We start from the raw sequence: 12,050 nt of genomic DNA on the forward strand, positions 1-12,050 counted from the left end.
TTTTGATGTCAATAAGAACTCGCCTTAGCACAGAAGAAATGCAGGTGTTTTAGCAATTATAATTCAAATAAAAAGAGATGAAATTAGGAGCGTTTTCAATTAGTTTAGCAGTAAAAGACATTCATAAATCTAAGGCGTTTTATGAGAAATTAGGGTTTTCTTACAAAGGAGGAAATATTGATCAAAATTGGGTGATTCTGAAAAATGAAACTGCCGTAATTGGTCTTTTTCAAGGAATGTTTGAAGGCAATATCATGACCTTTAATCCAGGATGGGATGGTGATGCACAAAACATAGAAGAGTTTGATGATGTGAGAGCGATTCAGGAACACTTGAAAAGTTTAGGAATTGAATTGTCGAAAGAAGCAGATACTTCAACTGAAGGTCCGGAACACATTACTTTAACCGACCCAGATGGGAATAATATTTTAATAGATCAACACAGATAAAGTGAAATTCAATAAACAAGCATGGCAAAAAATAAAACTCAAGAAACAGAGCAAAACGTCGAAGAATTTATTGAATCTTTTGCCAATACAGAACAAAAGAAACAAGACAGTTTTGAATTGATAAAATTGATGAAAGAGGTCACTGATTTTGAACCGAAAATGTGGGGACCATCCATCATTGGATTTGGTTCTTATCACTACAAATACGCAAGCGGACATGAAGGAGACGCTCCACTTGTTGGGTTTTCGCCACGAAAAGCAGAAATTTCATTGTATGTCTTTACTGGAGCAGAAGAGCATGAATACTTATTGGAAAATTTAGGCAAGTTCAGAAAAGGTAAGTCTTGTATTTACATTAAGAAACTGGAGAATATTGACCAAGAAGAACTCAAGAAAGTAATGAGAGAAACAATAAAATATTTAAACCAAATTTATGGAGAAGATTAAACTTGAAATAAAATGGGCGGTAATTTTTATGATTACTCAATTGTTGTGGATGTTGATTGAAAAACTATCTGGCTTGCATAGTACGCACATCGATCAGCACATGTTTTGGACAAATATTTTTGCGATTATTGCAATCACCATCTATGTTTTTGCGCTTAGAGATAAGAAAAAATCAGATTACAGCGGTCAGATGACTTATTTGCAAGGATTGAAATCAGGGATAATTATTTCCGTAATTGTGGCTATATTTTCACCGCTAACGCAATGGATAACAGCAACTCTCATTACACCAGAATATTTCCCAAATATTATTGAATATTCTGTAAAAGAAGGTCATTATGATTCAGTTGAGGATGCTCAGAAATATTTCAACTTGAAAAACTATATGGTTCAGAGTGCCGTTGGTGCCTTGATGATGGGAATTGTAACTTCGGCTATTGTTGCCGCATTTGTTAGAACAAAATCGAAGGGCTAGACCTGAACATATCGGTGATTTTAATCCTATTTAGTGTCTGGTCGGAAAGACATCGAAAATAATTTATTTTAAATGCCTATCCGATACTTTACCAGTAATATATCTAATCAAGTATGTGATTAAGCGGTGAACCGACAAGATCCTTCGCAAATTTCTATTTTCAACAAATTGAAAAAGAAATTTAGGATGACATTAGGCTAGGGGCATATTTCAAACGAGAGGAAAAAAAACAAAAGCGCTTTGGCGCTTTTGTTTTTTTTCCTCTCGTTTGCCCCCTAACTCCCACAACTGTCACCCTGATCATTGTTGAAAATTATGATTTTCAACAATGGAAGGATTTTGTCAAATTTAAGAGAAAACCATTTTCTATTGTAATTTATTAAACCGCTGGTAAAGTTTCCGACCAGCCACTATTTAGTGTCTGGATTTTCTTTTGTTAAACTTGAGATTTCTGCTGGGTTATTTTATCCACCACCAAAGAAATCGCTCCGTCTCCTGTTACGTTACAAGCAGTTCCAAAACTGTCCATCGCGATATACAAAGCAATCATCAATCCTATCATTTCTTCGTTGAAACCAAGCATGGATTGCAAGATTCCAACAGCGGCCATAATTGCTCCTCCAGGAACGCCAGGTGCTGCGATCATTGCGATTCCTAAAACGAAAATAAAACCGGCGAAAAGGGTAAAGGTGAACGGCATACCTTGTAAAATCATCAATGCCATCGCACAAGCGGTAATTTTCATAATGCTTCCCGATAAGTGAATTGTGGCGCATAAAGGAATAACGAATCCAGCGATTTTTTCTGAAACTCCATTCTTTAAAGACTGTTTTAAAGTAACAGGAATTGTTGCAGCAGAAGACTGTGTTCCTAGTGCTGTAAAATAAGCCGGCATCATTGTAGAAAGTAATTTTAAAGGATTCTTTTTGGTCAAAAACCCTGCAATTGTATATTGAAGTAAGAGCAATAAAATGTGTAATCCGAAAATGACGCCAATGATGCTGAGAAATACCGAAAGAATAGAGAATACTTTTCCATTGTAGGACATGCTAACAAAGATTCCCAAAATGAATAAAGGCAATAAAGGAACGATCACTTTTTCAATCAATTGCATGATGATTTTTTGAAAATCCTTAACGACTAGTTTCAAAGTAGACTTCTCTTGAAATGAAAGTCCCAACCCAACAACAAAAGCAAGAACCAGCGCCGACATCACATCTAAAACTGGCGGAATAGTTATACTGAAATAGGGAGATAATTCCCTGCCGGATTCTGTGATTTCAGACGCTGCGTTGACATGCGATTCCAATAGCGAAGGAAAAATATTTGAAGCAGTGAAGTAGGTCATAAATCCAGAAAACAAGGTGGAACCGTAAGCAATCAAAGCTGTAAGGAGAAGGAGTTTTCCTGCACCTTTTCCCAAATCTGCAATCGCAGGCATAATGAGTCCCATGATAATTAAAGGAATGGAGAAGCTCAAAAACTGTCCGAAAAACGCATTAAAAGTCGTGAAAATTCGATTGATGGATTCAGGTAAAACTTGACCAAAAACAATTCCTAAAACTATGGCTAAGAAAACTTTAAAGAGCAAGTTGGAAAATAAGCGTTTTATCATGTGATTTTGAATAACTTTTTAAGTTCGTAAATATAGGGTTTATGTCAGGATTAGAATTCTATGGGAGGAGTTAAAAAGATAAATGCCTTTCGGATACTTTACCCCAATTTGCTTTATGAATAAAATTAGCATTATTAATTGGTGTTTTTCTTTTTGGCATTATTCATTCTTGTCTATTTTTATCTGTAATCATGAGCTTCCTTTGGTCGGTTGCCCCAAAAAGAGAAAAAGCAACGCTTTTGAAGACGAAGTAGCGAGAAGCGATAGTGCCGAAGCTACAAGGAGAAAAAAGGTCTAGCGCCTGATATTTTTTATTCAATTCCTTAAAGTTTTTCATTTGTTTTCATGAGCTCGCTTCGCTACGGTTCTTGTCTTCACTCCTAAAAGTCGATAATGCGATGTGCTGAGCTTGCCGTAGTATCGGTGATCTCCGCCGCAAGCTATGGTCCCTGCTCTAACGTTTGGTCTTCAAAAGCCGTGCTTTTTCTCCACAATTATTAGCGACTTCTAGCACGCTCCACCTTCAAAAAAAGATAAAGCGCGTCCTAAAAACGAAGAATTTCCACCCTAATAACTATTTGGGATTTCATTTTGAAGTTATAAATTTTTAGTTTTCCAATAAAATTAGAATGACAATTCGCAAAACAAACCTAAAACAAAGGGGGGTAAATAGTTTTGGGGTAAAGAAGACGATAGACATTAAAGATAAATGCCTATCCGATACCTAAGCGGTAAACAGCAAAATCCTTCGCAAATTTCTATTTTCAACAATGGAAGGAACTTGTCAAATTAAAGTGAAATCCAATAATTCAACTAAAAAACAAACTCCGTCAACCCGACGGAGTCTCTCTTTCCCCTTAACCAATCAAATGCGTAAACAAATCCTTATTTCCATTCAAATATTGATAGGTAAACTTTTTCGCTTTTAAATTGGCTTCAATTCCAGATAAATCTGCTTTGTTTTGAAGTTCAATTCCAACGACCACAGGTCCTGTTTCTCGGTTGTTCTTTTTTGAATATTGGAAATAGGCGATATCATCATTTGGACCTAAAATGTCGTTTACGAATTCTTTTAATGCTCCGGGACGTTGTGGGAATTTCAACAAGAAATAATGCTTCAATCCTTCGTACAATAAAGAACGTTCCTTGATTTCCTCCGTTCGGGTGATGTCGTTGTTGCTGCCGCTTACCACACAAACCACGTTTTTTCCTTTGATTTGATCTTTGTAAAAGTCAAGTGCTGCAATGGTTAACGCTCCAGCAGGTTCTGCAACAATGGCTTCTTCATTGTATAAACGCAAAATTGTGGTGCAAATCTTTCCTTCAGGAACAAGGATAATGTCCTCCAAGTTGTTTTTGCAGATTTCAAAAGTCTGTTCTCCAACACGCTTCACTGAGGCACCGTCAACAAACTTATCAATGTCCTCTAAAGTGGTGTTGACTCCTTTTTGTATGGAATTTTTCATAGATGGAGCACCTTCAGGTTCAACGCCAATGATTTTCGTTTGTGGACTCAACTTTTTGAACACCGAACTCACTCCAGCCGCTAAGCCACCGCCACCAATGGGAACAAACAAATAATCAATAGGAGAGGAGCTGTCTTCCAACAATTCCAAGGCGATAGTTCCTTGACCAGCCATGACTTTTTCATCGTCGAAGGGATGAATGAAAATTGCTTTGGATAACTTACACAGTTGCACTGCTTCACCATAAGCTTCATCAAAAGTGTCGCCTTTTAAAATGACTTCAACTTTGTCCTTTCCGAAGAGCTTGACTTGTTTTGTCTTTTGCGGCGGAGTCGTTACAGGCATGAAAATCGTCGCTTTAATGTTCAATTTATGACAAGCAAAAGCAACTCCTTGGGCGTGATTTCCAGCACTTGCGCAGACTACTCCTTTGGTTTTTTCTTCGTCAGTCAACGAAACAATTTTGTTGTAGGCACCTCTCAATTTATAGGAGCGAACAGGCTGTAAATCTTCCCTTTTGAGATAAACTTGAGCGAAGAATTCCTCGCTCAAGTTTTCATTTTTCATTAAAGGTGTATGCAGCGCAACGTTTTTTATCCGTTCCCTGGCTTCATAAACTTTGTCTAATAATTCCATTATTTTGTAGGTCTTAATTTTCGCACTTCTAGTCCTGTTTGCCAAAGTTCGCTGCTGTGCATTTCGTTAAGTTCTTCTTCTAATTTGTTACGATAATCAGCTTTACTGTTGGCTTCGATTACGATTTCTGCCTCTTTTCCTGAAACTACGCTATCGTATAATTCATTCAAAACAGGCTCAGTTGCTTCACGGAATTTCCCTTTCCAATCTAATGCTCCACGTTGTGCTGTGGTTGAACAATTGGCAAACATCCAATCCATTCCGTTTTCTGCAATTAAGGGCATTAAACTCTGTGTGAATTCTTCCACTGTTTCGTTAAAGGCCTCGCTTGGCGAATGTCCACGTTGACGTAAAACATTGAATTGCGCTTCAAATATCCCTGCTACAGCGCCCATTAAAACACCTCGTTCTCCAGTTAAATCACTGTACACTTCTTTTTGGAATGTTGTTTCGAATAAATACCCCGAACCTATGGCGATTCCCAATGCCAAAGCACGTTCTGCTGCTTTTCCTGTTGCGTCTTGGAAAACGGCATAACTAGAATTCAATCCTTGACCACTCAAGAACAAACTTCTAAGCGAAGTTCCCGATCCTTTGGGTGCAACCAAAACAACATCGACATCTGCGGGCGGAACAATTCCAGTTTTTTCGTGAAAGGTGACACCAAATCCGTGAGAAAAATAAAGCGTTTTACCTTTTGTCAAATGTTTTTTCATTCCTTCCCATGCTTGGATTTGACCAGCATCAGAAAGTAAATTCATCACCACAGTTGCTTTATCGCAAGCTTCTTCCACTGTGAAAAGCGTTTTTCCTTCTTCCCAGCCATCCGCCAAAGCTTTTTTCCAACTTCCGGTGCCTTTGCGTTGACCTACAATTACATTTACCTCATTGTCCCTTAAATTGAGCGCCTGACCAGGTCCTTGAACTCCATAACCGATTACAGCTACTGTTTCATTTTTTAATACTTCTTGCGCTTTCCCCAACGGAAATTCATCGCGCTTTACTACGTTTTCTAATACACCTCCAAAATTAATTGTTGCCATTTTTTTTATTGTTTATTTGTTTTTTGTTTTTCTGCTAATTCGTAATTGAACAATTCGTAATTAAATTTCTTCTAAATATGCACTCAACTCCTTCATCGGTTTGGTTACTGCAACTCGTCCTGACCTAGCGAATTCGAGCACTCCATACGGTCTGAGCTTTTCGAAAAGCAATTGTGTTTCTTCGACATGGCCTGTTTTTTCGATGACCATGAATTGGGAATCAACTGTTAACACTCGGGCATGATGTTTACGAATAACCTTTTCGACATCGCCATTCGTTAAAGTTTCTGTCCTGATCTTATACAAAGCAATTTCTTGATGAACAATGTCATTTTCTTCGTGAACAAAAGCTTTGATGACATCGATAACTTTCTCCAACTGACCAATCACTTTTTCAATTTGAGCTTTAGTGGTTCTCAAGACAATCGTATAGCGAAAGACTCCCGGAACTTCTGATTCTGAAGCGGTAATGCTGTCTATGTTTAAATGTCTACGTGTGAAAATAATTGTCACACGGTTCATCATTCCTATGCTGTTTTCTGTAAAAACCGAAACGGTATATGTTTTTTTCATTTTTAATTAGTTTAATCGTACTTCTGAAACCGAAGCGCCTGTGGTGATCATTGGGAAAACATTTTCCTCTTTTGCGACCATGACTTCGAGTAAAAAAGAACCTTTGTGATTCAACATTTTTAGTAAACTCTCTTTCAGTTCCTCGCGATATTCTACTTTTTTAGCGCTGATAGAATATGCCTGAGCCAAGGCAATGAAATTTGGACTGACCATATTGGTGAAAGAGTATCGTTTTTCGAAAAACATTTGCTGCCATTGTCTCACCATTCCAAGGAATCGATTGTTGAGAATGACGATTTTTATATTTACTTCACTTTGTAAAATCGTTCCCAATTCTTGTAAAGTCATTTGGAATCCTCCATCTCCGATTATCGCAATGACTGTTTTCTTTGGCGCTCCAAATTTTGCTCCTATCGCCGCGGGAAGAGCGAATCCCATGGTTCCTAATCCGCCAGAAGTAATGTTGCTCTTCGTTTTATTGTATTCGTAATATCGCGCTGTTAACATTTGGTGCTGACCAACATCGGTGACCACAACGGCTTCTCCATTGGTGATTTCAGAAAGCATTTTAATGACTTCATCCATTTTTATTTCATCGTTGAATGCTTCGTCTGTACTTTTTTGCAAAGTTTCCACCTCAACTTTCTTGAGATCTCTGAATTCTTGCAACCAAGTTGAATGCTCTTTTTGGTGAACCAATTCTGTTAATAAAGTCAACGCTTCTTTGGCATCGGCATGAATTCCAACATCCGCATTGATGATTTTATTCAATTCCGCAGCGTCGATATCTACATGAATCACTTTCGCTTGTTTGGCATAACGAGAAACATCACCGGTCACCCTATCATCGAAGCGCATTCCAATGGCGACCAACACATCACATTCATTGGTTTTGATATTTGCTGCGTAATCTCCGTGCATTCCCAAATATCCGGCATATAAAGGATGATGATTTGGAAATGCGCCCAATCCCAAAAGAGTAGAAGCTACTGGAATTCCAGATTTTTCAACGAAATTCAAAAGTTCTTGTTCTGCGTTTGAAAGCATGATGCCTTGACCAATCAATAAGTAGGGTTTTTTGGCCTTGTTGATTAAAATTGCAGCTTCTTCCAACAAGGTTTTGTTCAACTTAGGTTTTGGACGATAACTGCGGATCGTAGTACATTTTTCGTATTGAAATTCCATTTCACCAAACTGAGCATCTTTGGTAATGTCGATTAAAACAGGTCCTGGACGACCAGATTTCGCAATGTAAAATGCTTTTGCAATGGCCGCTGGAATATCTTCCACTCTGGTTACTTGGGTGTTCCATTTTGTAATCGGCATGGAAATTCCCACCACATCTGTTTCTTGGAAAGCATCTGTTCCCAGCAATTTCGAATCGACTTGTCCTGTGATGCAAACCAAAGGCGTTGAATCGATCATTGCATCTGCCAACCCCGTTATTAAATTCGTTGCTCCAGGTCCAGAGGTAGCGAAAACTACTCCTGTTTTCCCTGAAGTTCGCGCATATCCCTGCGCAGCATGTGTAGCGCCTTGTTCATGACGAACCAAAATGTGTTTTATAGTGTCTTCGTAATCATACAAAGCATCATAAATCGGCATAATGGCTCCTCCGGGATATCCAAATATCGTATCGACTTGCTCCGCGACCAAAGATTTCATTACCGCTTGAGCGCCTGTTGTTTTTGTTGTCATTTCTTTTATTATTTATCAGTTACACATCCGGTTGAAGCACACGAAACACACTTGGCATATTTATACAACACTCCTTTTTTTGCTTTAAGCTGGGGTCGTTTCCAATTTGAATTTCGTTGCGCCAATTCTTCTTGGCTCACTTTTAAAGTCATGGTGTTTTTCTTCGTATCAATGCTTATGTTATCGCCATTTTCGACCAGCGCAATTGTTCCACCTTCATAAGCTTCGGGTGTGATGTGTCCCACCACAAATCCATGTGTTCCACCAGAGAATCTTCCATCGGTAATTAAAGCAACATTTCCACCCAATCCAGCACCCATAATTGCAGAGCTTGGTTTTAACATTTCGGGCATTCCAGGACCTCCTTTTGGACCACAGTAGCGAATCACCACAACATCTCCCGGTTTCACATTGCCACTTTTTATTCCGTCAATTGCTGCGTATTCATCGTTGTAAACTTTCGCTGAACCTTCAAAATATTCTCCTTCGTTTCCGCTGATTTTTGCTACACTTCCTTTTGGTGCCAAATTCCCAAAAAGGATTTGTAAATGTCCCGTAGATTTTAATGGAGATTCCAATGGAAAGAACACATCTTGGCCTGCGCTTAAATCAGGAATTACAGCCATATTTTCTGCGACAGTTTTTCCTGTAACGGTTAAACAATCTCCATGAAGTAAGTTGTTGGCGAGTAAATACTTCATTACAGCAGGAACTCCACCAACAGCATGTAAATCTTCCATTAAGTATTTCCCGCTTGGTTTTAAATCGGCTAAAACAGGAACTTTATCGCTAATTTTCTGGAAATCTTCTAATGTTAATTCGAGATCTACCGAATGTGCCATAGCGATTAAATGCAAGACAGCATTGGTAGAACCTCCCAAAACGGTAACCATAGTAATTGCATTTTCAAAAGCTTTTTTGGTCATGATGTCTTTGGGTTTAATGTCTTTTTCAAGCAAAACACGTATCGCTTTTCCTGCATCTAGGCATTCTTGGTTTTTCTCAATGCTCAAAGCAGGATTCGATGAACTATAAGGCAAACTCATGCCCAAAGCTTCAATCGCCGAAGCCATCGTGTTGGCAGTGTACATTCCGCCACATGCACCAGCGCCAGGACAAGCATTTTTGATGACACCTTTGAAATCTTCTGGACTTATCTTATTGTTGAATTTCTTTCCTAAAGCTTCAAAAGCAGAAACGATGTTTAAAGGTTCACCTTTCCATTCTCCAGAATGAATACTTCCACCGTAAATCATGATGGCAGGACGATCTAACCTGCCCATTGCGATGATAGAGCCAGGCATATTTTTGTCACAACCCACAACAGCCAAAACTGCATCGTACCATTGTGCGCTGACGACCGTTTCTATGGAATCCGCAATGACATCGCGAGAAACCAAAGAAAATCGCATTCCGTCTGTTCCGTTGGAAATTCCATCACTTACGCCAATTGTGTTGAAAATTAATCCAACAAGGTCTTCTTTTTGAACACCTGTCTTTACTTCCTTTGCCAAGTCATTCAAATGCATATTGCAAGTATTTCCTTCGTACCCTGTACTTACAATCCCGACTTGTGCTTTTTGCATGTCTTCTTCCGTCAATCCGATTCCGTAAAGCATGGCTTGTGCGGCAGGTTGAGATTCGTTTTGCGTGATTGTTTTACTGTATTTATTTAAAGTTTTCATTATAATTTCGTGCTAAATATTGTTGCTGGTGTTGAACTTTCTCTCACTCTTTTTGAGTAAGCATCTTGTAATTTCTTTCCTAGTGAATCCTTCCATGCTTTTGGGAATTTTGTTTCGTCAACCGATGCGATTCCAATGACTTCAGCGGCTGTTCCACAATAAAAAGCACTGTCTGCTGCGAATAATTCTTTCGGTTCAAAAAGTCCTTGCTGAACTTCGATTCCAAGTTCTTCGGCCAATTCTAAAACTGTTGCTCGGGTAATTCCAGGAAGAATATTTCCCAATTGCGGAGTGAATAAAACGCCATCTTTTTCGAAGAATAAATTTGCACCCGGACCTTCCGCCAAATAGCCATCACTATCCAAAAGTAGTGCTTCGTCAAAACCTTTGTCTTTGGCTTCATTTGTTGCAAGAATAGAATTCACATAATGTCCACAAACCTTTGCTTCAATTTTGATAGAGCGGGGGTGAGGTCGGCAAAAAGAGGAAACTGTTAAACGCAATTGTTTGTCGCCCAAATAAGCGCCCCATTCCCAAGCGCAAATCATGATAGAAACATTGTTGGGACGTGCCAGTGTCATGTTCGGATCACAGAAGACCAAAGGACGAACATAGGCATCAGTTAAATCGTTTTTCTTCAATAAGCTTTCGGTGACTTCCACCAATTTGTGGGGAGAATAATCGAAAGGTATTTGAATAAGTTCTGCTGATTTTTTCAAGCGTTCGTAGTGCGCTAAGGATTTAAAAACTTGTGTTCCATCTTTTGTAGCATAAGCGCGAATCCCTTCAAAAACGCCATATCCGTAGTGAAGTGTTTGACTGTACAAATCTGTAGAAGCTTCATTGGCTTTAACAAATTTTCCGTCGAGATAAATTACTGTGTTGTCATCGAAATACATATTATTTTGTTTTTAGTTGTTACTTTTTGGATATAAAAAAAGCCCTAACATTATTGTCAGGGCTTATAGATTGGACAATACCAGCCTGACTCACCCTGATGGGCAAATAAGAATGATGCTGATAATGATGATTGTATTTGTTTTCATGTTTTTAATTTTTGGGCAAAAAAAAAGTCCTGACACAATGGTCAGGACTTAATATTGGACAATACCAACCTGACTCACTCCGTGAAGCGAATAATAATGTTGATAATAATAATGTTGTTAACTGTTTTCATTTCTTAATCTGTTTTTTAAAAATGGCAATAAAAAAAGCCCTAACGTTTCTGTCAGGACTTTTAAATATTTTTGAATATTCTATATCATCCTGCGACAAAAGTGATAATCACGATTGCAATAATAATTGAAGGAATAATAGATATTTTGTTCATTTTTTCTCTAATTGAGGGCAAAAGTAATTAAATTATTGTGAGAATTACATGGGAATGAAAATAAATGTTTTTTTTAGCTTGAGAGAAAATTGAAAAGACTAGACAAAATTCAGCGTCATCAAGTAAATCACTAAAGCCGTAAGTGCTGTATAAATCAATCCTCCGAAAATAATTAAACCTATTTTTTTGTGGATTTTTGAAAACTTACCAGGAAGTGTTTTTTGATACTTCCGACTTGAAGCAATGATGAGAATCGTCCAAACTGAGTAGGTTAAAACCGCTACAATGATGTGAGAAACTAACGTAATTGTAAAAAACGAAGTTCCATAATAATTACTATTCGAAGCCAAACTTCCTGAACCTCCAGAATATCGAATAAGGATTTCTAAAGCCAAAACCCCCAATCCACAAAGTATAAAAGTGATGGTTTGAATTTTTCGGTGCGCATTGAAATCTTTTTTCCTCGCCAGTTTTACTCCATAATAAACTCCAAACGGAGCGAAAAGTGTGAGAACTAAAACAGAAGTCATTATGAGAATTGTAGCATTCATTGTTGTTTATTTTGAAGTTATTATTGTTTAAAGTGAATAGAACCAAAGTGTTTCGTTTTCAAGATGCAAATATGTTGTCTTT

12 protein-coding genes are annotated in these 12,050 nt (G+C 38.1%); 3 read left to right on the forward strand and 9 right to left on the reverse strand.

Annotated elements, in window-relative coordinates:
* Nucleotides 1-77 precede the first annotated feature (77 nt).
* The 3 genes from DIT68_RS00085 to DIT68_RS00095 are packed head-to-tail and all read left to right on the forward strand — an operon-like array spanning nt 78 to nt 1,371.
* Nucleotides 78-449: a VOC family protein gene (locus DIT68_RS00085; RefSeq protein WP_109357784.1), complete on the forward strand. Its 372-nt coding sequence runs from the start codon at nt 78-80 to the stop codon at nt 447-449.
* 21 nt (nt 450-470) lie between these two features.
* Nucleotides 471-896: a DUF1801 domain-containing protein gene (locus DIT68_RS00090; protein WP_109357785.1), complete on the forward strand. Its 426-nt coding sequence runs from the start codon at nt 471-473 to the stop codon at nt 894-896.
* Nucleotides 883-1,371 (forward strand): DUF4199 domain-containing protein, encoded by a 489-nt coding sequence (locus tag DIT68_RS00095; protein WP_109357786.1) that lies wholly within the window; start codon nt 883-885, stop codon nt 1,369-1,371. Before DIT68_RS00090 ends, DIT68_RS00095 begins: the two co-directional genes overlap by 14 nt.
* A gap of 436 nt (nt 1,372-1,807) precedes the next feature.
* Here the strand turns inward: DIT68_RS00095 and DIT68_RS00100 are convergent, their stop codons facing one another.
* The 9 genes from DIT68_RS00100 to DIT68_RS00145 form a co-directional block, all read right to left on the reverse strand.
* Nucleotides 1,808-2,983: a dicarboxylate/amino acid:cation symporter gene (locus tag DIT68_RS00100; RefSeq protein WP_199223367.1), complete on the reverse strand. Its 1,176-nt coding sequence runs from the start codon at nt 2,981-2,983 to the stop codon at nt 1,808-1,810.
* A gap of 166 nt (nt 2,984-3,149) precedes the next feature.
* Nucleotides 3,150-3,323 (reverse strand): hypothetical protein, encoded by a 174-nt coding sequence (locus tag DIT68_RS16210; RefSeq protein ID WP_158276073.1) that lies wholly within the window; start codon nt 3,321-3,323, stop codon nt 3,150-3,152.
* 520 nt (nt 3,324-3,843) lie between these two features.
* Nucleotides 3,844-5,088 (reverse strand): threonine ammonia-lyase IlvA, encoded by a 1,245-nt coding sequence (ilvA, locus tag DIT68_RS00110; RefSeq protein ID WP_109357789.1) that lies wholly within the window; start codon nt 5,086-5,088, stop codon nt 3,844-3,846.
* Nucleotides 5,088-6,131, reverse strand: a complete 1,044-nt coding sequence (gene ilvC / locus DIT68_RS00115; protein WP_109357790.1) for a ketol-acid reductoisomerase — start codon at nt 6,129-6,131, stop codon at nt 5,088-5,090. The genes ilvA and ilvC overlap by 1 nt, the downstream gene beginning before the upstream one ends.
* Nucleotides 6,132-6,191: 60 nt before the next feature.
* Nucleotides 6,192-6,704 (reverse strand): acetolactate synthase small subunit, encoded by a 513-nt coding sequence (gene ilvN, locus DIT68_RS00120; protein WP_109357791.1) that lies wholly within the window; start codon nt 6,702-6,704, stop codon nt 6,192-6,194.
* 6 nt (nt 6,705-6,710) lie between these two features.
* Entirely contained in the window at nt 6,711-8,402 is a 1,692-nt protein-coding gene (ilvB, locus tag DIT68_RS00125) for a biosynthetic-type acetolactate synthase large subunit (protein WP_109357792.1), read from the reverse strand.
* A gap of 8 nt (nt 8,403-8,410) precedes the next feature.
* On the reverse strand, nt 8,411-10,087 hold the full coding sequence (gene ilvD, locus DIT68_RS00130) for a dihydroxy-acid dehydratase (protein WP_109357793.1): 1,677 nt from the start codon (nt 10,085-10,087) through the stop codon (nt 8,411-8,413).
* A complete protein-coding gene (locus DIT68_RS00135) occupies nt 10,087-10,986 on the reverse strand; it encodes a branched-chain amino acid transaminase (RefSeq protein WP_109357794.1) in 900 nt (299 codons plus the stop codon). The genes ilvD and DIT68_RS00135 overlap by 1 nt, the downstream gene beginning before the upstream one ends.
* 529 nt (nt 10,987-11,515) lie before the next feature.
* Nucleotides 11,516-11,968, reverse strand: a complete 453-nt coding sequence (locus tag DIT68_RS00145) for a DUF420 domain-containing protein (RefSeq protein ID WP_109357796.1) — start codon at nt 11,966-11,968, stop codon at nt 11,516-11,518.
* Nucleotides 11,969-12,050 lie beyond the last annotated feature (82 nt).

Origin of the sequence: Brumimicrobium oceani (assembly GCF_003143775.1) — a bacterium.
Lineage (GTDB): Bacteria > Bacteroidota > Bacteroidia > Flavobacteriales_D > Crocinitomicaceae > Brumimicrobium > Brumimicrobium oceani.

Excerpts from the sequence above, each read along its gene's own strand:
- DIT68_RS00095 (WP_109357786.1), top strand. The coding sequence starts at position 883 with ATGGAGAAGATTAAACTTGAAATAAAATGGGCGGTAATTTTTATGATT.
- ilvB (WP_109357792.1), bottom strand. The coding sequence starts at position 8,402 with ATGACAACAAAAACAACAGGCGCTCAAGCGGTAATGAAATCTTTGGTC.
- ilvA (WP_109357789.1), bottom strand. The coding sequence starts at position 5,088 with ATGGAATTATTAGACAAAGTTTATGAAGCCAGGGAACGGATAAAAAAC.
- DIT68_RS00085 (WP_109357784.1), top strand. The coding sequence starts at position 78 with ATGAAATTAGGAGCGTTTTCAATTAGTTTAGCAGTAAAAGACATTCAT.
- DIT68_RS00145 (WP_109357796.1), bottom strand. The coding sequence starts at position 11,968 with ATGAATGCTACAATTCTCATAATGACTTCTGTTTTAGTTCTCACACTT.
- DIT68_RS00090 (WP_109357785.1), top strand. The coding sequence starts at position 471 with ATGGCAAAAAATAAAACTCAAGAAACAGAGCAAAACGTCGAAGAATTT.
- ilvD (WP_109357793.1), bottom strand. The coding sequence starts at position 10,087 with ATGAAAACTTTAAATAAATACAGTAAAACAATCACGCAAAACGAATCT.
- ilvC (WP_109357790.1), bottom strand. The coding sequence starts at position 6,131 with ATGGCAACAATTAATTTTGGAGGTGTATTAGAAAACGTAGTAAAGCGC.
- DIT68_RS16210 (WP_158276073.1), bottom strand. The coding sequence starts at position 3,323 with ATGAAAAACTTTAAGGAATTGAATAAAAAATATCAGGCGCTAGACCTT.
- ilvN (WP_109357791.1), bottom strand. The coding sequence starts at position 6,704 with ATGAAAAAAACATATACCGTTTCGGTTTTTACAGAAAACAGCATAGGA.
- DIT68_RS00135 (WP_109357794.1), bottom strand. The coding sequence starts at position 10,986 with ATGTATTTCGATGACAACACAGTAATTTATCTCGACGGAAAATTTGTT.